Source organism: Pseudoalteromonas prydzensis, from assembly GCF_001661495.1.
Classification (GTDB): Bacteria; Pseudomonadota; Gammaproteobacteria; order Enterobacterales; family Alteromonadaceae; genus Pseudoalteromonas; species Pseudoalteromonas prydzensis.
In genome coordinates, this window is the sequence record NZ_BDDT01000006.1 from 212,673 (window position 1) to 233,626 (window position 20,954).

Sequence of the window (20,954 nt, forward strand, 5' to 3'; positions counted from 1 at the left end):
TGCTTACTACATGGTATAAGTTGGATTACCAGAGTTTAACATAGTCCCTAGTAGTTTTTCGATCTTCGCATTCAGGTTTGTTTTATCATCAATAAAACTGATCCCGATACCTGGTGGGTTTGAGCTCTGTGCACCTTGCGGAGTGATCCAAGCAACTTTGCCTGTTATGACGTCATCTTCAAGTGCATCAGGTAAAGTGACTTTAAGTGCCAAAGAATGGCCCATTTCATAACGCATGTTAGTACGCACAAATAAACCACCGGCTTTTAAATACGGCATATAACAGCGGTATAACTCATCTAAATCATCTATATCGACTAATAATTCTTGCACAATAAATCCTATTTATGACCGTTACGTAAACAATACGCTAAACGCGAAACTGCCAATGGCAAATTCAATCCGAGTACCTGAGTGGTGTTTTGCACAAACTCGGCCAAGGCGTTTTGTGCATTTTGGTACGAGTCAAAATCCATCCCACAGAGCAGTTGTTGTTTTAATTGCTCGCTTAAAAATAAGTTAAATACACGAATGCGTTCATTATCTTTACTAATAATATCAACTAACGCACTGAAATTATGGCCTTGTTTTAACTCAGTTGCAAATTTATAAAGTTGATCAATTACCTCAAGCTGCTCGTCCTGTTGCCAACGAGCAACTAATAACGGCTGTTGACTAAACAAGTTTAACCATGGATAAGCAGGCACGTTTAATTGGCTAATCCACTGCATTGCAACATCCGTATCTTGGACTTTCACTTCACTAAGCGCACAGCGACTTAAAATAGTGGCGGGTAATTGTGCTGTCGCATTGGTAGTTAGTAATAAAAACCGCTGTGGGCTTGGCTCTTCTAAAGTCTTTAATAATGCATTCGCTGCCGCTGTGGTCATTTTATGACAATCATTGATCACCACGACTTTATTAGCATTTTGCGCCGCAGATTGATGCATGAAATCACTGACATTACGGATATCGTCAACCCCAATACTTTGTCCGTCAGCTTGTACTGTATATTTATCAGGATGAGTAGCGGCTTGATTTAACTGACAGCTTTTACAGTGTCCACACGCAACTAAATTTTGAGGCGCGCTACACAGTAATGCATTAGCAAGTTGTTCAACTAATGCACGTTTGCCTACACCTTGTTGGCCATTAAATAATTGCCCATGATGAAAGCGTCCTGCATTAAAACTAGCGCTTAATTGCTGGTGAACATCGTTAAGCCAAGGATAAATCATATTAAGGATTACTTTTTACAAATTGCTCAAGCACCGCGATGATGTCTTGATGAACGAGTTCCATACTCTGCCCTGCATTGACTGTTTTAATGCGCTCATCGTTATTGGCAAGTGCTAAGTAGCGCGCTCTGGTACGTTCAAAAAAGCTTAATGCTTGCTTTTCGATTCTATCAAGCTCACCACGGCCTTTGGCACGGGCAAGGCCCACTGCGGGGTCAATGTCTAAATAAATAGTCAGATCTGGCTTTAAGCCTTTTAACACAATGTCGCCAAGTGCAGCTAACGTGCTTGCCGCAATTTCTCTACCACCGCCTTGGTAAGCTTGTGATGATAAATCATGGCGATCCCCTAATACCCACTGCCCTTTTGCAAGCGCTGGGCGAATTACATTATGTAACAGTTGCGAGCGAGCAGCGTACATCAACAATAACTCAGTTTCGCTGGCAAGATCTTCATCGTGGCTATCTTTAACTATATTACGTAGCGCTTCAGCAATCGGGGTGCCGCCTGGCTCTCGCACATTAACAAAGTCAATATTGTGTTGTGCTAAAAATTGTTGGCAAATAGCAATTGCCGTTGATTTTCCAGCACCTTCAAGGCCTTCAATCACAATAAATTTTGCTGCTGTCATGATCTCTCTTTTTAGTTTTAAATTCTTTAGTCTAATTTGTTTAACTGTTTTAGATAACGTAAATAAGCTTGCACTGCTTTGTTATGTTCTTTTAAGGTTTTCGAAAACTGATGGCTACCATCACCTTTTGCCACAAAATACACATACTCGGACTCAGGCGGATTGACTGCCGCTAAAATTGCCGCTTTTGATGGCATGGCGATCGGTGTTGGCGGTAAACCATTTATTCTATAAGTGTTATACGGCGTATAAGCAGTTAAATCTTTACGCTTAATATCACCATTAAAATCAGCGCCCAAACCATAGATAACGGTAGGATCAGTTTGCAAACGCATATTAGCGTTTAAACGATTACTAAATACTGATGCAATCAATGGTCGTTCACTAGCAAGGCCGGTTTCTTTTTCAATAATTGACGCTAATATCAACGCCTGATATTGGTTTTCATACGGTAATACGTCTGCTCTTTGCGACCACGCATCATCAAGTACGCTCTGCATTTTTTGATAGGCACGCTTTAATACACTACTGGCAGAATCATTGGCATGATAATGATAGGTGTCAGGAAACAACCAGCCCTCTAAATGCTGTTCAACACCGGTAATTTGCACGCCAAGCTCCGTTGCCTGTAGATTTTGCTGCAGATGTGGGGCTAATTTTATATTGCTCAGCACATCACGCAAGGTTTGACCTTCAATAATAGTGAAACTAAAGCTCACTTGTTGGCCTTGATTAATACGACGAATATTAGCAAGTACAGTGCCCTCATCAAGCTGATATAAACCTGCTTTTAAATCGGTCAAGCTAGGATCAAGCTTGGCAAGGACTTGATAACGAAAACACCCTTCTAGCCACTTTTTAGCCTGCCACTGTTGGCATAGTTGATTAAACCCCGTGCCTTTTTTAACTTCAAAAAACGTACTCGCTGGGGCAGTGAGTGTACTGTTGATAGTGCTTTGTAATTGCTGATAACCAATGCCGGTGACCAGCAACGCTAACAATACAATAGAGATAATCACTCTTAACACGCAGACTCCTTGGCTAATAAACCATGCAATAGTTTTAAACTTGTTGTTAAATCAAACTCAGTATCAGCAATGGCAATGACAGGCACGATTGCCATTAAACTGTTACACAGATACACCGCATCCATTTGCAGTAATTCGGGCAAGGTCATATCAATAAATTCAACCTCCAACTTATCACACAGTGATTGCAGATAAACCCCTTTGATACCACAGTTTTTTAAATTTGGGCTGACAACACAGCCACTGTGAATGGCAAAAATATTCGCAGCAGAGGCTTCAATCACATTATTCTGGTAATCGCAGACCAACACATCATCACATGTTTGCGCCTCCATCGCGCGTTTGATCATCACTTGCTCTAAACGGTTTAAAGTTTTTAAACCCGCAAGTAACGGCTGTGAAGCAAGCTTTATAGGACTTACAGCAAGTTTAACACCGTGCTGTGCTTGTTGCGCATACTGCAGAGGAAAAGCTGACTGTGATAACAAAATAGTGCTCTGTGGCTGTTCAGGTAATGCATACCCTCGCCCACCTTCACCCCGAGTAACAACAATTTTTAGCACACCCAAAGAGACATTTTCAATATACTCGTTAACGGCTTGCGTTAATGCAGTGATATCAAGCGCATCAAAACCCAACCGTGCGGCACACTCTTCTAAGCGTGCACAATGTAACGGCCAGTGTTCAACCTCGCCATTGTGCACTTTTGCGGTCGTAAAAAAGCCATCGCCATAATTTAAGCCGCGGTCTTTATTACTCACGGTGCTTGTTGCATCAGTAAAAATTATTGTTTGCATCGGTTTTTGCTTTTTTGCATATAAAAAAGCCCAGTCACAACTGGGCTATTATTTTGTCTCGTTGTTAAAAAAGATTATACCTTTTTAAATAGCAACGAGCCATTAGTACCACCAAAACCAAACGAGTTACATAATGCGTAGTCTAATTTCGCATCACGTGCTGTATGCGGAACATAATCCAGATCGCAGCCTTCGTCAGGGTTATCAAGGTTAATTGTTGGCGTTACCTTTTGTTCTTGTAATGACAAGATAGTGATAATTGACTCAACAGAACCTGCTGCACCCAATAAGTGACCCATCATAGATTTTGATGAGCTCACCATTACATCTTTTGCTGCATTACCAAAGATTGCTTTAACCGCTGAGGTTTCAGCTTTATCACCGGCGTTAGTTGATGTACCGTGAGCGTTGATATAACCCACTTGCTCAGCATTTACACCCGCATCATTGAGCGCATTTTCCATCGCAAGTGCAGCACCGGCACCATCTTCAGGCGGTGACGTCATGTGATACGCATCACCACTCATACCAAAACCAACTAACTCAGCGTAGATTTTAGCGCCGCGAGCTTTGGCGTGTTCATACTCTTCAAGTACAATTACACCCGCTCCATCAGCTAGTACAAAACCATCACGGTCTTTATCCCACGGACGAGAAGCGGCTTGTGGGTCATCGTTACGGGTTGATAAAGCACGAGCGGCATTAAAACCACCCATACCAATCGGTGTCGATGCTTTTTCAGCACCACCGGCAACCATAGCATCTGCATCGCCATAGGCAATCATACGCGCCGCATGGCCGATATTGTGCAAACCTGTAGTACAAGCTGTCACAATTGAAATATTTGGACCACGAAGACCGTGCATAATCGATAAATGACCTGAGATCATATTGATAATGGTCGACGGCACGTAAAAAGGAGAAAGCTTACGTGGGCCACTGTTTAATAGTTTTATGTGGTTCTCTTCAATCAAAGTTAAACCACCAATGCCTGAACCCACAGCAACACCAACGCGCGGTGCGTTTTGCTCTGTGATCTCAAGGCCAGAATCTTGTAATGCCTGCACACCCGCTGCTATGCCATATTGGATAAACAAATCCATTTTTTTAGCATCTTTAGGTGACATATAGTTAGATGCATCAAAATCATTCAGCAAGCCTGCGAATTTGGTGCCAAAACTTGAAGTATCGAAATGCGTGATAGTTTGAATACCACTTTTGCCATTTAACAAGCCTTGCCAGGTTGATTCAACATCGTTACCTAGCGGTGTCAACATTCCTAAGCCAGTTACGACTACTCGACGTTTAGCCACGGGTTGCCTCCAATAAGGGAATTATTATTTTAGGTGGGTGTGTACTAAATTAATTAGTATCATATTATGGATAGATTAAGGGCAGCGAATGCTGCCCTTAATATGCGATTGATTACTCAGCGTGAGCTGTTACGTAATCGATTGCAGCTTGTACTGTAGTGATCTTTTCAGCTTCTTCATCTGGGATCTCAGTGTCAAACTCTTCTTCAAGAGCCATTACTAATTCAACAGTATCAAGTGAATCGGCGCCTAAGTCATCAACGAAAGAAGCTTCATGCTTTACTTCTTCTTCTTTAACACCTAGTTGCTCAATGATGATTTTCTTTACGCGTTCTTGGATGTCGCTCATTCTTCTTTCCTTTATTAAAAACGCCAATGCGTTATTTTCAGATTGCGGCGTAGTTTACGGCGCATAATTCTGTGATTCAAGGATTTGCTGATAAATATTTATCTGGTCAAACCTCTTGAGGGTTATTTGTGTCTTTTATCGCTTATTTTCAATGCGAATTCAAGTATGTTTAAAGCAAGATCACAAAAAATTCAACATTTTTCGATAAACTTATTAAAAACAAAAGAGGAACAAAGTTCCTATACCATGTACATGGCACCGTTTACATGCAAGGTTTCACCCGACACATACGCTGCTGCATCAGATGCTAAATAGCATACCGCTGCTGCAATTTCATCCGGTTGACCTAAACGTCCAGCAGGAACATTAGCAAGCGTAGCTGCTTTTTGCTCATCTGTAAGCTCATCAGTCATATCTGTTTGAATAAAACCAGGCGCTACCACGTTTACAGTAATGCCACGAGACGCAACTTCGCGTGCAAGTGACTTAGAAAAACCAATTACGCCCGCTTTAGCTGCTGCATAGTTAGCTTGACCTGCGTTGCCCATAGTACCAACAACTGAACCAATATTAATAATACGGCCATTTTTCTTTTTCATCATCGGGCGTAACACAGCCTTAGATAAACGGAAAATAGAGCTTAGATTAGTATCAATGATATCGTCCCATTCAGCATCTTTCATGCGCATAAGTAAATTATCACGGGTAATACCAGCATTATTTACTAATACATCGATATCGCCAAAATCTGCTTTTATCGCCGCAAGTGTCGCCTCGATCGATGCAGGATCAGTTACGTTAAGCGCATAACCTTTACCGTTATCACCTAAATATTCACTGATATTCGCAGCACCTGACTCGCTGGTTGCCGTACCGGCTACTTTAGCACCTTGAGCCACAAGCGTGGTGGCGATTGCTTTACCAATACCACGGCTTGCACCAGTAATAAGGACAACTTTGCCCTCTAAAGAAAATAAATTTGCCATTGTTTCCTACTCTTATTTTGCTGCATCAATGCTAGCTTGGTCATTTACCGAGCCACACACCATTGCTTTATCAATACGTTTTGCAAGACCAGTCAATACTTTACCTGGGCCAAACTCGTAGCTTTGGGTAATGCCTTTTGCAACTAATGCTTGCACTGTTTCAGTCCAACGTACTGGGCTGTATAACTGACGAACTAACGCATCTTTAATTGCATCCGCTGAATTTGCAGCTGTTACATCTACATTATTAATTACATCACACTTAGGTGTATTAAATGTTAAAGCGGCTAAATCCGCAGCTAACTTTTCTGCCGCTGGCTTCATTAACTCACAATGTGAAGGCACGCTTACTGACAATGGTAGCGCACGCTTTGCACCCGCTTCTTTACAGGCTTCAGAAGCTCTGTCTACGGCAGCTTTATGCCCTGCGATCACTACTTGACCTGGAGAGTTATAGTTTACCGGTGCAACAACCTCGCCTTGCGACGAAGCTTCACAGGCAGCTTTAATTTCGTCATCGCCTAAACCGATAATTGCAGCCATAGAGCCAACGCCTGCTGGCACAGCTTCTTGCATGTATAAACCACGGTTTTCAACCAATTTTACCGCTTGCGCTAAGCTTAGTACATCAGCACAAACCAGCGCTGAATACTCGCCTAAACTGTGACCGGCCATTGTCACTTCTGTTTCTGGGTTTGCAGCAAGCCATTGGCGGTAAATCGCCACTGATGCTGTTAATAATACAGGTTGCGTTCGATGGGTTTGATTGAGTTCTTGTTCTGGACCATTAAGTACTAACGCTGCCAAATCATAACCAAGTGCTTCTGATGCTTCTGCAAACGTTGCTTTAACAACGTCAGATTGCTCTAAAAGCTCACTTAACATACCCACTGACTGGGAGCCTTGACCTGGAAAAACAAGTGCAATTTTTTGTGCCATACTTTGCTCTTTTAATTAAACAAATAAATAAATGTTTAAGTACACATCTGACAAAGTAATTAATCGTCAGTTGCGACTTTTTTAGTTGAATGTGTTTGCTCGAAGATAGCCGCTATTTTTTCAGGAAGTTGACGTTCAACTTCTCTGACAGCTTCATCGATTGCAGCATGAAATGCTTTAGCTGAAGCATTTCCATGGCTTTTTACGACAATACCACGCAATCCTACCAGAGAAGCGCCGTTATACTGGTCGGGGTTCACCCGTTTATAGAGTTTTTTTATCACTGGCTGTAACATAAACGCTAAACATTTATAGAAAAAATGCTTCTGCAAGGCTTTAGTAAGCTTAAACATGATAAGTTTAGCTATGCCTTCGCAGGTTTTTAACGCCACATTACCGACAAACCCTTCGCAAACGATCACATCTGACTTACCAGTGAAAATATCGCTACCTTCACTGTAACCAATATAATTGAGATGATCGCATTGCTGCATCAGTTGCGCAGCTTGTTTGATATCTTCATGGCCTTTAATGTCTTCTGAGCCAATATTTAATAAACTTACTTTCGGGTTGTCACAGCCCAGCGCTTGTCCGGCCACCACTGAACCCATTATGCCAAACTGATATAAAGTTTGCGCATCACAATGCACGTTAGCACCTAAATCAAGTAAGTAGACAGGATTTTTTCGTTCGGTTGGCACCGCAGAAATTAATGCTGGGCGTTTAACACCTGGCAGCATTTTCAATACGTAATGGGCCATGAATAGCAATGCCCCGGTATTACCGGCACTCACACACGCTTGTGCTTCGCCTGATTTAACTAAATCAAGGGCAACGCGCATGGAAGAATCTTTTTTTGATCGCACAGCGGAAGATGGCTCACAGCTATTAGTGACGACTTCTTTGCAATGACGAATAATTAGACGAGGATGAGAAAGAGAATCGAGGGACTCGAGTTCTTTAGATATTACTTTTTCATTGCCACATAAGATGAGTCTTAAGTTGGCATTGGCATTTACCGCGTTAACGGCTGCGGGGATAGATGAACGGGGGCCATAATCGCCCCCCATCATATCTAACGCAATGGTTAGATTGGTCAGCATAAAAGCAATCTCTTATTTAGAAATTACTTGAACGCCTTTGTAGTAACCATCTGCAGTCACGTGATGACGACGATGAGTCTCACCAGATGTTTGGTCTACAGTTAAAGTTGGACCACTGATCGCATCGTGTGAACGGCGCATGCCGCGTCTTGCACGAGACTTTTTGCTCTTTTGTACAGCCATAGTCTTCTCCTAAGAATCTTTCTTAAGTTGTTTCAAAATATCAAATGGATTTGGTTTATCCTCTTCCGCTTTTAATACACCAAAGCTGGCAGGCTTTGCTGAATAACTGCATGAAGCTTCGTTGTGGGTAGCTACTAATGGCACTGCTAAAATTAGTTCGTCTTCGATTAAATCAAACACGTTAATTTCACCATTTTCATCAAGTGCTACTTCATCGTAGTCTTCTGGAAAATTATCTAACTCTGTATCCTCACCTACCGGGGAATAAACAAAGTCTTGAACCAAATCCAACCCTAAATCACCATTACAACGTTGACAAGTTACAGTTACGTGTGTGGACAAATTGCCTCTAATCACAGCGAAACCTTGCTCATCGTTTTTGCAATGAATTTTTACCGCTATTTCACCTACTTCTTCCTGCACAACTTCCCGTAAACGGACAAGTTTTTCAAGCGGGACAATGCCGTCATACTTTAAACGGTGTTGCGCTGCTTTGCCTGGATGAAGAGTGATGGGAATTTTCACCTTTTGCATAGGGGCTGCATCATATAGATAGTTACTTGGTTAGTCAAAGTAAAAAACCATTTTTAGCTGGTTTTTCGCGATTCATTCCTTTGTTTTGCCGACGGATCTGATTTATCCTAACTCAATCTGATTTTCATTAGGAAAGCCATCCATGCAGCACCCTGTTATTTTAGCCTCAAGTTCGCCCTTTCGTCAGTCTTTATTGCAAAAATTTAATCTACCTTTTAGTACTTTTTCACCGGACGTTGACGAAACGCCGCACCCTAAAGAAACACCACAAGCGCTTGTTGCGCGCCTCAGTGAGCATAAAGCCCGTGCCGCTGTGCAACATTTTAGCCAAGGTTTAGTGATAGGCTCTGATCAAGTCGCGGTGTTCAACCAGCAAATTTTAGGTAAACCGCACAATAAAGAAAATGCCATAAAGCAACTTAGTTTATTTAGTGGCAATACCGTGACATTTTTAACTGGCTTATGTGTGTATGACATTCAAAGCAATCAAACAAAAACCCTTGTTGAGCCGTTTAATGTCACCTTTAGAACACTCTCACAAGGGCAAATAAGTGCCTATTGCGATGCAGAGCAACCTTACAATTGCGCGGGTAGCTTTAAAAGTGAAGGCCTTGGTATTTGTTTATTTGAAAAGCTCAGCGGCGATGACCCTAACAGCTTAATCGGCTTACCACTTATCAAACTCAACCAGTTATTGGCTGAGTTTGGCTTAGATGTACTTAATCAACAAGCTCAGCTGCGTTAGTTAACAGCCCATGTAATTGTTGATACGAGTCAACCGTTGCAATAGGCGCAAATTCGCTAAGTTGTAGCGCGTTATGCACCCCCATTGTTACACCCAAGCGGTCAACGTTGGCCGCTTTAGCCATTGCCATATCAATTTTAGTGTCACCAATCATTAGCGCATCTGCATGGCTAACATTAAGCTCTAAAAGTAATTGCAACAACATGTCAGGAGCGGGTTTTGATAACGCATCATCACTGGTGCGCGTTGCGACAAAATACTTTCTAAGCTTGGTTTCGTCTAACAAACGTTCTAACCCTGCCCTGCCTTTACCTGTTGCCACCGCTAATAGTGTGCCCTGCGCGTGCAACGCAGCTAAGGTCTGTTCAACATCTGCAAAAAGCGGTGTTGGCGTTACATCTAAGTGTTTATATTGGTGTTTATAGCCTGCAATTAACTCGCTATGAAGCGTTTTATGCTCAGTAAACAACGTTGCCACCGCACACTCTAATGACAACCCAATAATATTTTTTATTGCCTCATCACTTGGCGGTGCTACGCCACACGCTAAGGCCGATTGGTGCATACAGTTAACAATTTTAGGCACTGAATCCATCACAGTGCCATCCCAATCAAATATTACTAATTTATACGATTTCACGATTTAGCAGCGCGTAATGTTTTAATACAATTAACCAAGGCTTTATCCAGTGGTGCTTCTACGCGCATGGTTGTTTCGTTTTTAGGATGATAAAAACTCAAGTCATGGGCGTGTAAAAATAAGCGACTCAAACCAATGTTACGCATTGCAGCATCAAACGCTTGGTTGCCGTATTTATCATCACACGCAATTGCATGACCACGGCACTGAGTATGAACACGAATTTGGTGCGTACGACCAGTAACCGGTGATGCTTGTACCAATGAGCATTCATCAAAACGCTCAAGCACTTTAAAGCGGGTATGAGATGGCTTACCTTCGGTGTTATTAACACGCACAATGCGCTCACCTGATTGTAAGGTGTTCTTTAACAGCCCTTCGGTGACGTTTTTATCTTTTGAATCCCATTGTCCGTCAACCAATGCCCAGTAATTTTTTTCCATGGTTTTTTCGCGTAACTGTTCGTGTAAGCTGGTTAACACTGACCGGCGTTTCGCAATCAACAAACAGCCAGAGGTGTCACGGTCTAAACGGTGCACTAACTCTAAACTACGCTCTTCAGAACGCAGTACGCGTAATGCTTCAATTAAGCCATAACTTAAGCCACTGCCGCCATGAACAGCCATTCCTGATGGCTTATTAATGACCATTAGGTATTTATCTTCAAATAAAATAGCGTCTTCAAGCTTGGTGACTACATCAAGGTTTTTTGGCACAAACTCTTCACGCTCAGCCACTTTAATTGGCGGAATGCGCACTATGTCATCTAGTTGCAATTTATACACAGGTTTGATGCGTTTTTTATTAACACGCACCTCACCTTTACGAAGAATTCGATATACAGCGCTTTTAGGCACCCCTTTTAAATGGGTAATAAGAAAGTTATCAATCCGTTGACCTAAATGGTCTTCGGTAATCGTGACGAAAGATACTTGTAAGCCGGTTTTTTCTGACATTGCCTAATCACTGATTTAAGTAAAATAATTTTAGTTGCTAACACAGTTATAATAGTGGGATAATCACCGACGCAAATATGTATTTGCAAATAACAACGGTGCTTTTTAACACATTAAAACATTCGTGATGCACATTCTGGGTAATTGATCATACAGATCCGAGATAAGTTTTCCAAAGCTTTTATACATACCCAGTTTACACGTGCGTTCAAGTAACTCCGATGCGTGTAATATATCGCCAGTTAAGTTTGAGCATGAAGTGTTATTTAATGTTGATGAAAAAAGCAATTTGAACAGATAATTTGTCTGATAGTGACGGCGTACGATACGCCGTTCAGCAGATGTACTGTAAAACACCTAAGTTAATTTAATAAATGGTCGACTCTGGACAGAACTCGAATACGTCACTGTAAAAAAACAGCCGATAGTTTTGGCACCATAATAGAATTTAATAACGTGACAACACGTTATTGTCAGCCAGCACCATAAAGATACTTAGTGTACGAATACAGTACCAAGCTCCCCACAGATCCAGTCGTGAGACTGTACAAAAAGAAGCGATGGAGCAACTGAACAGGCGAAAAGTTTCGTCATGTCAGAGACATAACACAGTAGAGTAACAATATGAAACGTATGCTAATCAATGCGACGCAGCAAGAAGAAATGCGCGTAGCACTGGTTGATGGCCAGCGCCTGTATGATTTAGATATCGAAAGCCCGGGTCACGAACAAAAAAAAGCCAATATTTATAAAGGCAAAATCACACGTATCGAACCGTCATTAGAAGCCGCCTTTGTTGATTATGGTGCTGATCGTCACGGATTCCTTCCTTTAAAAGAAATCGCCCGTACTTACTTCCCACAAGGTTATACTTTCCATGGTCGCCCGAATATTCGTGACGTGATCAAAGAAGGTCAAGAAGTCATTGTCCAAGTTGACAAAGAAGAACGTGGCCAAAAAGGCGCAGCCCTTACTACTTTTATCAGTGTTGCTGGAAGCTACCTTGTTTTAATGCCTAATAACCCACGTGCAGGCGGTATTTCTCGTCGTATCGAAGGTGATGAGCGTACAGAACTTAAAGAAGCATTAAGCCGTTTAGAACTGCCTAAAGGCATGGGCTTAATCGTGCGTACTGCCGGTGTTGGTAAATCGTTTGAAGAACTAAACTACGATTTAAAAGCACTATTAGTACATTGGGATGCCATTCAACAAGCATCAGACAGCGGTAAAGCCCCCTTTTTGATTCACCAAGAAAGTAACGTAATTTTCCGCGCTATCCGCGATTATTTACGTCGTGATATCGGTGAAATTCTGATTGATAAAGCCCGTGTATTTGAAGAAGCAAAAGCGCACATTGAGCGTTTTCGTCCTGACTTCATGAGCCGTGTAAAACTTTACCAAGGTGAAGTACCGCTGTTCACGCATTATCAAATCGAAAGCCAAATTGAATCTGCATTCCAACGTGAAGTGCGCTTGCCTTCTGGTGGTTCAATTGTAATCGACCCAACTGAAGCGTTAACCTCTATCGATATCAACTCATCTAAAGCCACTAAAGGCGGCGATATCGAAGAAACAGCACTGAATACCAACTTAGAAGCTGCAGACGAAATTGCTCGCCAATTACGTTTACGCGACTTAGGTGGCTTAATCGTTATCGACTTTATTGATATGACGCCACCGCGCCATCAACGTGAAGTAGAAAACCGCTTAAAAGATGCGGTTCGCCCTGATCGTGCTCGTGTACAAATTGGCAAAATTTCACGTTTTGGTTTACTTGAAATGTCACGTCAGCGCCTACGTCCTTCACTTGGTGAAGCAAGCCAAGGCCCATGCCCACGTTGTAGCGGCCAAGGCACAATTCGTTCAAACGAATCGATTGCATTATCAATCCTACGTTTAATCGAAGAAGAAGCGATTAAAGACAATACCTCACAAGTTAATGCACAAGTGCCTGTTGCAGTGGCTTCATACCTGTTAAATGAGCAACGTCGTAGCGTACACCGTATTGAAAAACGTCACAGCTGTGATGTGGTGATCATTCCTAATAAACATATGGATACACCACACTATGAAGTGATGCGTTTGCGTAAAGATGAAACCATTGAAGCGGCAAGCTACGAGCAGATCACAGCGCCAGAGCCTGAAGTGTATGAAACATCAAAAACACCTACGGTTGCAGTACGTGAAGAGCCGGTGCTAAAAGGCGTTGTAATGCCTTCAACACCAGCGCCACAACAAGCTCAAGTAACACCAGCAGCGCCACAAAGTGCTGCAGCACAACCGCAAGTAAGCTTGTTCACTGCTATTGGTAATTGGTTTAAGGCTTTATTTGCAACACCTGCTGAGCAGACTGAAAGCAAACAACAGCAACAAAAACCAGCGAGCGAATCTCGCAATAATCAACGTCGTAATAACGAGGGTGATACGCGTCGTCGTAATAACCAACGTCGTCGTAATAATAATTCGCGCGGCAAACCACAAAATGAGCGTACCGAGCGCGTAGCTGAAGAAACACCAGCAGCTACAACAGCAAATAACGAGCAACAGGAAAGAAACGAAAATCGCAATAAGCGTCGTCGTAATCCTAACTCTCGTAAACGCAACGACACGCGAAACGATGACAGCAAAGTTGTAGCAGAGAAAACAGAAGCAAAAGCTGACGTTAAAGACACTGCAGCAGCTAAAGATGTCGCTGTTGAAGCAACTGAGCAAAAGCCTAAAGTACGTCGTCAACGCCGTAACTTACGTAAAAAAGTTCGCTTGCAAGATGAAAACGCCCAACAAGCAGTTGCAACAAACAATGACGCTGAACAGCAAGCTACGCCAGTTGTTGATGAAAAACCAGCTAAGCCAGCTGTAACACAACGCGAAGAAGTGAAAGCAGCTGCTGAAACTGCGCCTGTAGATGCACCTGAGCAAAAAGTTGCACAATCAGCAGCTCCTAGTGAGCAAGTGGCACCTAGCGAGCAAGACGCTGTACAAACTGATGAAGAGCAAAGCCAAACACGTACACGTTCACGCCGCTCACCACGTCATTTACGTGCAGCAGGCCAACGCCGTCGTCGCCCTGAAGGTGAAGAAGCTACGCCAACACAAGGTACGCAACCGCCAGCGTTTATTCCTGTGGCCGACCAAGCCGCTGCTGAATATGAAGCCGAGTTAAAAGCGAAGCAAGATGCGCAAACAGCTGAAGCTGTAGAAACACCAGCAGCTAAAGAGCCTACTCAAGAAGTAGTTGAAGAAACACCTGTTGTTGAACCTTCTCCAGAAGTAGCTGAAGAAGCACCTGTTGTTGAACCTTCTCCAGAAGTAGTTGCAGAAGCACCTGTTGTTGAACCTACTCCAGAAGTAGTTGCAGAAGCACCTGTTGTTGAACCTACTCCAGAAGTAGTTGAAGAAGCACCTGTTGAACCTACTCCAGAAGTAGTTGAAGAAGCACCTGTTGTTGAAGCTACTCCAGAAGTAGTTGCAGAAGCACCTGTTGTTGAACCTACTCCAGAAGTAGTTGCAGAAACGCCTGTTGTTGCTGAACCTGCTCCAGAAGTCGTTGAACAAGCGCCTGTTGCTTCTGAAGCAACTGAAGAAGTGGTTGAACAAGCACCTGTTGTTGAAGATACTCCAGAAGTAGTTGAAGAAGCACCTGTAGTTGAAGAAGCACCTGTTGTTGAAGCTACTCCAGAAGTAGTTGGAGAAACGCCTGTTGTTGCTGAACCTGCTCCAGAAGTAGTTGAAGCTGCACCAATGGCAGAGACTAAGCCTACTACAAAACCTGTCGCGCACACTAAAACAGTGATCACCTCAGGTAAAGCAAGTGCGCCAATGGCACAACCTACTGCCGTTGCAGATAGTGAAGTTGCCCACACGCCTAAAGCGATGGCACACGACAAACGTGAAGCTATTCCTGATAGTGGCTTACGTGCCGGCTCTATCAAGCCAGCTGGTCGTGCAAATGCCGCAATGACTAAAACTATGAGTGTTGATTAACACCTTTGGTTTAGCTTAAAAGCACAGTAAAAAGCCGCGCTAATGAAAATTAACGCGGCTTTTTTAATAGCAATCACAGGCTTAGGGAATTCCATCTAGCTTATTTATCAACAATTTTTAAGGAGCTATTATTCAGGTTATATTAGTTTTCCGAAGTGAAAATTTCCAAAATTTAAAACCAAGAATCTTTTTACACCACTCTTCAAAAAGGTAGCTGTGTCCTTAAGGTGATCATTTTAACTTTATGAATTTTAATCTAAAACAAACCTACAGTCGCAAGTAAGCAAACAAAAAAAGCGCGGTGTGAACACCACGCTTTCAACTAACTCAAATCTGCTTAAAACTTACCGCTTATGGCTTAAAGCTGACGGCTAAAGCTCTAGTCTTCACTTTCCATAAACCGTTGTAGTTGGTCTTTAAGATTAGGTGGTATGCCTTTAATGACTAAGGTATCAGTGGCTTCGTTGTACATTACCCGTTCGCCTAGATGTTTGCGTTCAAAGCTGATGCTCACGCCGCCGCCAAGGCCGGAGAATTTAACCATGCTAGTGACGGTTTTTTTATCAACTGGGAATGACTCTTCTAAATCATAGCTTTGCTCTTTGCAAAAGCTTTCGAACGGGTTGTCGTCGCCTTTGGTGAGCGTTGCGGATAATTCACTAACGTTGGCATCTTCGCCGGTGGTGACGCAGTCATTACAGTAATCAAACACTTGCTTACGTAGGTCGTCTTTTTCTGATTTATCGAATTGTTGCTCTGATAAATAATCTTCCACGGCATTAAGCATCACTTGGCTTTGCTGTTTTGGATCAATCCCTTCTTCACATCCTAAAAAGTCTAAGAAGAAGTCGGCGACTTTGCGCCCTGCTCGGCCTTTTATAAAGGAGATATAGCGATTGTCTTCTGCTTGCGTATCCCAACCGGTTAAATCGATGCGGGCCGCCAGTTGCATGCGCGAAATATCTAAATGACGCGACGACGCTAAATCAAGATCAGAAGTAATTGAGTAATGCTCTTTGATGTTGATCATAGCAATCAGCATGTAGTCAGTGGCTACATATTGGTAATGACAAAAAATTAAATAACCGGTTTCGTTAAACGCGTATTTATTTAACTCTTCTTTTAAAACCGTGGTAGCTTGCTCGGTCATGTGCCAAAAACCAAGTTCGTGATTACGGTAGCTTTGCATCGCTGATGCAACCACAGAGTTTTTATCACCACTGAAAGCACAAAACCCTTTACCTGGTTTGCCGTTGTATGCGTGATGAAGTTGCTCGATGAATACAGCAACTTTTTCATTCACTGCCATTTCGTCATTGCGCAAATGAATTTGCGTATCGTCGTCTTTTTTGTCTACATAATGAACGACTAACTTTTTAACATCTATTGCCATCTTTGTTTTTCACGCCTCTGGTGTTAAAATGTGAGAATATAACTCTTTTATTGAACCAACTGATGCCAATCTTATCAAAATATTCTAATGATGAAGTAGAACAAATCGTCGATCAGCTCATTGATGTGTTAACTAAGCACAATGCGCCGGTTGATTTAAGTCTTATGTGTTTAGGAAATTCTATCACGCATATCTTAAAAGAGCATGTACCAACAGGGAAAAGACAAGCGGTTGCAGACAATTTTGCTAAAGCACTTGCGCAATCGGTTAAATAGACTTTATGAATTTATCGCAGCACAATCAATTTTCGTCTAAAGCAAGTCAATTATTAAGTTGGGGGCATTGGTTTACTTTCGCCAATATCGGCTTAGTGTTGCTTATAAGTTTAAGCTACTTATTTGCCGACTCTCCGCCAACTAGCTTTATGGGTATTCTTTATATGCTAGTGACTTGGCTTAGCCACACTAGTTTTATTACCTTTATTGCTTTTGTGCTGACGGTATTTCCGCTGAGTTTAATATTTCCTTATCCGCGACATATTCGCGGTATGGCGGCGATCCTCGCCACCTGTGGAGCATCTTTACTGACTCTCGATGCCTATGTCTATTTTAACTTAGGGTATCACTTAAGTAGCTCTGCACTACCTGAAATTATCAGTTTATTGTGGCACCGGTTAACTAGTTCCCCAGCCCTAACCACCTTACTTGCTGGCGGTATTGTCATGCTCATTTTTGCATTTCAATTACTCGCAAGTAACTATACATGGCATCATTTAGCGCGTTTAAAACAGTATAAGTTTGCCCGTTATGCCAGTTCGTTTTTATTAGTGTGTTTTGCACTGAGCCACAGTATTCATATTTGGGCTGATGCTAATTTAAAATTTGATATCACCAAGCAAGATAATGTATTACCGCTGTCTTACCCAACAACGGCTAAAAGTTTGTTGGCAAAAAATGATTTATTAGACATCGAAAGTTATAAGCAAGCTCACAATGTGAAACTTAATACACAAAACATGAATTACCTTGCCCCGGCTCCCCTTGCTCGGTGCGATAACTTTAGTGCTGCAACTATTGATATTTTAGTGTTTAACACTGATGAGGCATTAACAAGTTTTGCTGAACAACATACTAATTTGCATAAAACAGAGCGCTTTTTACAACCGAGTGCTCATCAAGATGCTTTATTTAGCTTAATTTACGGTTTACCTGCGTATTACAAACCAGCATTAATGACAGAGCAAACATTGCCTGTTTGGCAAAGTAATCGTCGCAGTATGAGTATCAATGGCTTTGCTGATTACGACTACATTAATAACGATACAGCCAACAATGCAGCCATTCGTATTATAGAGGCTGATGAAAATACCACGCTTCGTGCAGATGTTACGCAAGTATTTGCATTTAGTTTAGCCAGTACTGAGCAAGGTATTGTTTCAGCCTCGTCATTATATAGCACTGATAAAAAAGTAACCCGGATTGAAGGTTTGATCCAACCAAGTGATTTAATTGCTACCAGTGTCGGGCAATATCTAGGCTGTAAAACTATCGCCCAACAAACGATGTTAGGCGTTAATTTATATGGCAAAAAAGATGATATGGGGGTTAACTATTCGCAAGGCGTTTTTATTGCTTATAAGAAAGACCGTATCACGTTAATTGATTCCGACGGTAATTATAAGAATATTTCTGCTGCACAGGGATTTTCTATCGAGCAAGGTTTAGATATTCCATTTTTAGTGCAGAGTATTAAAAAACTAAAAACCTTTACCCAATAACGCCACTGGCGATTTGCCCTAGTTAGGTTATAGTTTTATATTCAACTATGATCTAACTAGGGAAGGCTGTGTAATGAAACTGTGTGCTCTGTACGTTATTTTTATCAGTTTGCTGCTCGTTGCTGAGCCGGCTGCTTGCGCCGATAAATATTACAAATGCGTTACCGACAAAGGCACTACATTTAGCCAGTTTCCTTGTGGCGGTCAAGCCACAGAGCATAAATTGACCGTATCACCAAATGTTACGCCCTCCAGTGGTAATCATGTCAAACTTCTTAATTCACTTGAACGTGAACAAATTGTTCGCAATCTCAATGCTGAAATTCGTAGCGTAAAACACAAGCTAGCCATTCTAAGCCGCGACCGTGATCGTGCTGAATATACGCAGCAACAACGGCTTAATCGTTTAATGAGTGATGATGAGAGAAAAAGCCTTACAAAAGATATAAAAAAACAAATAAAAGTACTTAATAAAACCTATGCCAAAAATACTAAAGCCGTTAACAAGCAACTCTCCGAATTAGAAAAAAAACTAAAACATTATGATTAAGCTATTGGGTTTTACCAATATTTAGCATACTCTTAACAATTGTAGAGTATATGCTCTATCGTCATTTTGGAGTACCCGTTCATGCAGCCACAAAACATTGCCGAGCTAATTTTAAATGGCTTTAAAAAACATTATAAATTATTTCAGCAGATCACTGCACAAGCCCCTCTCGCATTTGCCAAGCGAGACTGGGCAAAAATGCATGATATTAGCCGCCTGAGAATAACCTATTATGATGAACGGGTAAACGAAACAACCCAGCAATTGCAACAGCACGCCAAGCAACTTGATGAGTCTTTGTGGTTACAAACAAAACAGACCTATCAGCATTTTTTAACCTTTCACCCACAGGCAGAATTGGCTGAAACGTTTTATAATTCAGTATTTTGTCGGTTGTTTCATCGGCGTTATTTTAATAATGATTTTATTTTTGTTAAAGCCACCTTAGCCGATGCGCCTGCGCTTCCTGTTGAAGCCGAATACCGTAGTTATTTTCCTGTTGTAGACGGCTTAAAACCAACAATTCGTAAAATGATTAATCAGTTTGACTTTAAAGCCGATTTTGTGAATTTAGAGCGCGATATACGACTGCTTGTAAAAGCGTTTTACAAACAAGCGCCCGATACACACCACCGTGCATGGCAAATGCGTTTTGATATTTTGCAAACACCTTTTTATCGCAATAAAGCCGCGTATATTGTTGGTCGTGTAGTGTCGCAAAGTGGCGTACAACCCTTTATTATTGCCGTATTACATCATCAAGATGAAGGTCTTTATTTAGATGCGCTACTGACTAACTCATCACAAATGCGGGTTATTTTTGGTTTTGCCCGCGCCTATTTTATGGTTGAAACTCATGCACCTTCAGCTTTAGTGCGATTCTTAAATCAACTAATGCCCAACAAAACCTTAGCCGAGCTTTACAATGCCATCGGTTTTCATAAACAGGGCAAAACAGAATTCTATCGTGAGTTTTTAACCCATTTACAGCGTTCTACTGATGACTTTGTGATTGCCCCTGGCACACCTGGTATGGTGATGATGGTATTTACCCTGCCTTCTTTTGATTATGTGTTTAAAATAATTAAAGATAAGTTTGGTGAGAGCAAACCGTTTGGTCGCGATACAGTACTTAAACGCTACCAATTAGTAAAAAGCCACGACCGTGTTGGCCGTATGGCCGATACTATAGAGTATTCTAACGTCGTATTCCCACTCGCACGTTTTAACGCTACATTACTTGCGCAGCTTAAGGCAACCATTGGCTCATCGATGATCATTGAAGGAGACTTATTGATCATCAAACATATGTATATTGAACGACGGATGACACCGCTCAATTTATACTTAGAGAACGCCAACTACGAGGATGCTGCCGTTGCAATAACAGAATACGGCCAAGCCCTTAAAGAGATGATCGCGGTTAATATATTTCCTGGCGACATGCTGCTTAAAAACTTTGGCGTGAGTAAACATAAGCGCATTATTTTTTACGATTATGATGAAGTGCAATATTTAACAGATATGAACTTCAGAGCGCTGCCTAAAGCAAAAAGCTATGACGACTACTTAACCAATGAACAAAGCTACTCTGTAGCACCACAGGATGTATTTCCTGAACAATTATGCACCTTTGTAATGCCTAACCCGCGTTATAAGGAAATTTTTACTCAGGCACATCCTGAGTTACTCGATGTAATATTTTGGCAGCAAGCACAACAAAATGTAAGAAAAGGCATTGTTAGTCATATATACCCCTATCCGGCAGCACAGCGATTTATCCACCAGTGGTAAACGAAAGGACACAC

At 41.9% G+C, this 20,954-nt stretch carries 21 protein-coding genes; 6 read left to right on the forward strand and 15 right to left on the reverse strand.

Annotated elements, in window-relative coordinates:
• Positions 1–6: 6 nt before the first annotated feature.
• The 12 genes from A7968_RS13335 to yceD form a co-directional block, all read right to left on the reverse strand.
• Positions 7–333: a PilZ domain-containing protein gene (locus A7968_RS13335; RefSeq protein ID WP_064667059.1), complete on the reverse strand. Its 327-nt coding sequence runs from the start codon at positions 331–333 to the stop codon at positions 7–9.
• Positions 334–341: 8 nt separating this feature from the next.
• A complete protein-coding gene (gene holB / locus A7968_RS13340; protein WP_064667060.1) occupies positions 342–1,238 on the reverse strand; it encodes a DNA polymerase III subunit delta' in 897 nt (298 codons plus the stop codon).
• A 1-nt stretch (position 1,239) separates the two neighbouring features.
• Positions 1,240–1,869, reverse strand: a complete 630-nt coding sequence (gene tmk / locus A7968_RS13345; protein WP_064667061.1) for a dTMP kinase — start codon at positions 1,867–1,869, stop codon at positions 1,240–1,242.
• Positions 1,870–1,895: 26 nt separating this feature from the next.
• Positions 1,896–2,897: an endolytic transglycosylase MltG gene (gene mltG, locus A7968_RS13350; RefSeq protein ID WP_064667062.1), complete on the reverse strand. Its 1,002-nt coding sequence runs from the start codon at positions 2,895–2,897 to the stop codon at positions 1,896–1,898.
• Positions 2,891–3,694: an aminodeoxychorismate lyase gene (pabC, locus tag A7968_RS13355; RefSeq protein WP_064667063.1), complete on the reverse strand. Its 804-nt coding sequence runs from the start codon at positions 3,692–3,694 to the stop codon at positions 2,891–2,893. The genes mltG and pabC overlap by 7 nt, the downstream gene beginning before the upstream one ends.
• A 74-nt stretch (positions 3,695–3,768) precedes the next feature.
• Positions 3,769–5,007 carry a beta-ketoacyl-ACP synthase II gene (fabF, locus tag A7968_RS13360; protein ID WP_064667064.1) on the reverse strand — a complete coding sequence of 413 codons (1,239 nt, stop codon included), beginning with the start codon at positions 5,005–5,007 and terminating at the stop codon, positions 3,769–3,771.
• A 112-nt stretch (positions 5,008–5,119) separates the two neighbouring features.
• The gene (gene acpP / locus A7968_RS13365; RefSeq protein ID WP_016707440.1) at positions 5,120–5,356 is read right to left on the reverse strand and encodes an acyl carrier protein; all 237 of its coding nucleotides are present in this window, start codon (positions 5,354–5,356) and stop codon (positions 5,120–5,122) included.
• 239 nt (positions 5,357–5,595) lie between these two features.
• Complete coding sequence (fabG, locus tag A7968_RS13370) at positions 5,596–6,342, reverse strand: 3-oxoacyl-ACP reductase FabG (RefSeq protein ID WP_064667065.1); 747 nt, start codon at positions 6,340–6,342, stop codon at positions 5,596–5,598.
• Positions 6,343–6,354: 12 nt separating this feature from the next.
• Positions 6,355–7,281 (reverse strand): ACP S-malonyltransferase, encoded by a 927-nt coding sequence (fabD, locus tag A7968_RS13375; RefSeq protein WP_064667066.1) that lies wholly within the window; start codon positions 7,279–7,281, stop codon positions 6,355–6,357.
• Positions 7,282–7,340: 59 nt separating this feature from the next.
• On the reverse strand, positions 7,341–8,384 hold the full coding sequence (plsX, locus tag A7968_RS13380; RefSeq protein WP_064667067.1) for a phosphate acyltransferase PlsX: 1,044 nt from the start codon (positions 8,382–8,384) through the stop codon (positions 7,341–7,343).
• Between the two features lie 12 nt (positions 8,385–8,396).
• Positions 8,397–8,567, reverse strand: a complete 171-nt coding sequence (gene rpmF, locus A7968_RS13385) for a 50S ribosomal protein L32 (RefSeq protein WP_002962381.1) — start codon at positions 8,565–8,567, stop codon at positions 8,397–8,399.
• Positions 8,568–8,576: 9 nt separating this feature from the next.
• Positions 8,577–9,101, reverse strand: a complete 525-nt coding sequence (yceD, locus tag A7968_RS13390; RefSeq protein WP_064667068.1) for a 23S rRNA accumulation protein YceD — start codon at positions 9,099–9,101, stop codon at positions 8,577–8,579.
• 142 nt (positions 9,102–9,243) lie between these two features.
• Here yceD and A7968_RS13395 point away from each other — a divergent pair, with 142 nt between their 5' ends.
• Positions 9,244–9,846 carry a Maf family protein gene (locus tag A7968_RS13395; RefSeq protein ID WP_064667069.1) on the forward strand — a complete coding sequence of 201 codons (603 nt, stop codon included), beginning with the start codon at positions 9,244–9,246 and terminating at the stop codon, positions 9,844–9,846.
• Here the strand turns inward: A7968_RS13395 and A7968_RS13400 are convergent.
• The gene (locus A7968_RS13400) at positions 9,821–10,486 is read right to left on the reverse strand and encodes an HAD-IA family hydrolase (protein ID WP_064667070.1); all 666 of its coding nucleotides are present in this window, start codon (positions 10,484–10,486) and stop codon (positions 9,821–9,823) included. The two genes, A7968_RS13395 and A7968_RS13400, sit on opposite strands and share 26 nt — an antisense overlap.
• Positions 10,483–11,442, reverse strand: a complete 960-nt coding sequence (gene rluC, locus A7968_RS13405; protein WP_064667071.1) for a 23S rRNA pseudouridine(955/2504/2580) synthase RluC — start codon at positions 11,440–11,442, stop codon at positions 10,483–10,485. The genes A7968_RS13400 and rluC overlap by 4 nt, the downstream gene beginning before the upstream one ends.
• A 624-nt stretch (positions 11,443–12,066) precedes the next feature.
• Between rluC and rne the strand changes: the two genes are divergently transcribed.
• Entirely contained in the window at positions 12,067–15,426 is a 3,360-nt protein-coding gene (gene rne, locus A7968_RS13410; protein ID WP_064667072.1) for a ribonuclease E, read from the forward strand.
• Positions 15,427–15,805: 379 nt separating this feature from the next.
• On the opposite strand, the gene yejK is transcribed toward rne, so the two are convergent.
• Positions 15,806–16,819, reverse strand: coding sequence for a nucleoid-associated protein YejK (yejK, locus tag A7968_RS13415; RefSeq protein ID WP_064667073.1), 1,014 nt, complete (start codon positions 16,817–16,819; stop codon positions 15,806–15,808).
• A gap of 62 nt (positions 16,820–16,881) precedes the next feature.
• Here yejK and A7968_RS13420 point away from each other — a divergent pair, with 62 nt between their 5' ends.
• The 4 genes from A7968_RS13420 to aceK all read left to right on the forward strand — a co-directional run bounded on the left by A7968_RS13420 (position 16,882) and on the right by aceK (position 20,940).
• A complete protein-coding gene (locus A7968_RS13420) occupies positions 16,882–17,094 on the forward strand; it encodes a YejL family protein (protein ID WP_016707302.1) in 213 nt (70 codons plus the stop codon).
• A 5-nt stretch (positions 17,095–17,099) separates the two neighbouring features.
• Positions 17,100–18,596 (forward strand): DUF3413 domain-containing protein, encoded by a 1,497-nt coding sequence (locus A7968_RS13425; RefSeq protein WP_064667074.1) that lies wholly within the window; start codon positions 17,100–17,102, stop codon positions 18,594–18,596.
• 73 nt (positions 18,597–18,669) lie between these two features.
• Positions 18,670–19,146, forward strand: a complete 477-nt coding sequence (locus A7968_RS13430) for a DUF4124 domain-containing protein (protein WP_064667075.1) — start codon at positions 18,670–18,672, stop codon at positions 19,144–19,146.
• An 81-nt stretch (positions 19,147–19,227) separates the two neighbouring features.
• Entirely contained in the window at positions 19,228–20,940 is a 1,713-nt protein-coding gene (gene aceK, locus A7968_RS13435) for a bifunctional isocitrate dehydrogenase kinase/phosphatase (protein WP_064667076.1), read from the forward strand.
• Positions 20,941–20,954: the final 14 nt, after the last annotated feature.

What these genes read in the sequence shown, in the direction of transcription:
- aceK (WP_064667076.1), top strand. Translation starts at nt 19,228, where the DNA reads ATGCAGCCACAAAACATTGCCGAGCTAATTTTAAATGGCTTTAAAAAA.
- holB (WP_064667060.1), bottom strand. Translation starts at nt 1,238, where the DNA reads ATGATTTATCCTTGGCTTAACGATGTTCACCAGCAATTAAGCGCTAGT.
- rpmF (WP_002962381.1), bottom strand. Translation starts at nt 8,567, where the DNA reads ATGGCTGTACAAAAGAGCAAAAAGTCTCGTGCAAGACGCGGCATGCGC.
- yceD (WP_064667068.1), bottom strand. Translation starts at nt 9,101, where the DNA reads ATGCAAAAGGTGAAAATTCCCATCACTCTTCATCCAGGCAAAGCAGCG.
- A7968_RS13420 (WP_016707302.1), top strand. Translation starts at nt 16,882, where the DNA reads ATGCCAATCTTATCAAAATATTCTAATGATGAAGTAGAACAAATCGTC.
- tmk (WP_064667061.1), bottom strand. Translation starts at nt 1,869, where the DNA reads ATGACAGCAGCAAAATTTATTGTGATTGAAGGCCTTGAAGGTGCTGGA.
- plsX (WP_064667067.1), bottom strand. Translation starts at nt 8,384, where the DNA reads ATGCTGACCAATCTAACCATTGCGTTAGATATGATGGGGGGCGATTAT.
- rne (WP_064667072.1), top strand. Translation starts at nt 12,067, where the DNA reads ATGAAACGTATGCTAATCAATGCGACGCAGCAAGAAGAAATGCGCGTA.
- pabC (WP_064667063.1), bottom strand. Translation starts at nt 3,694, where the DNA reads ATGCAAACAATAATTTTTACTGATGCAACAAGCACCGTGAGTAATAAA.
- yejK (WP_064667073.1), bottom strand. Translation starts at nt 16,819, where the DNA reads ATGGCAATAGATGTTAAAAAGTTAGTCGTTCATTATGTAGACAAAAAA.
- fabG (WP_064667065.1), bottom strand. Translation starts at nt 6,342, where the DNA reads ATGGCAAATTTATTTTCTTTAGAGGGCAAAGTTGTCCTTATTACTGGT.
- A7968_RS13430 (WP_064667075.1), top strand. Translation starts at nt 18,670, where the DNA reads ATGAAACTGTGTGCTCTGTACGTTATTTTTATCAGTTTGCTGCTCGTT.
- A7968_RS13425 (WP_064667074.1), top strand. Translation starts at nt 17,100, where the DNA reads ATGAATTTATCGCAGCACAATCAATTTTCGTCTAAAGCAAGTCAATTA.
- A7968_RS13395 (WP_064667069.1), top strand. Translation starts at nt 9,244, where the DNA reads ATGCAGCACCCTGTTATTTTAGCCTCAAGTTCGCCCTTTCGTCAGTCT.
- rluC (WP_064667071.1), bottom strand. Translation starts at nt 11,442, where the DNA reads ATGTCAGAAAAAACCGGCTTACAAGTATCTTTCGTCACGATTACCGAA.
- acpP (WP_016707440.1), bottom strand. Translation starts at nt 5,356, where the DNA reads ATGAGCGACATCCAAGAACGCGTAAAGAAAATCATCATTGAGCAACTA.
- fabD (WP_064667066.1), bottom strand. Translation starts at nt 7,281, where the DNA reads ATGGCACAAAAAATTGCACTTGTTTTTCCAGGTCAAGGCTCCCAGTCA.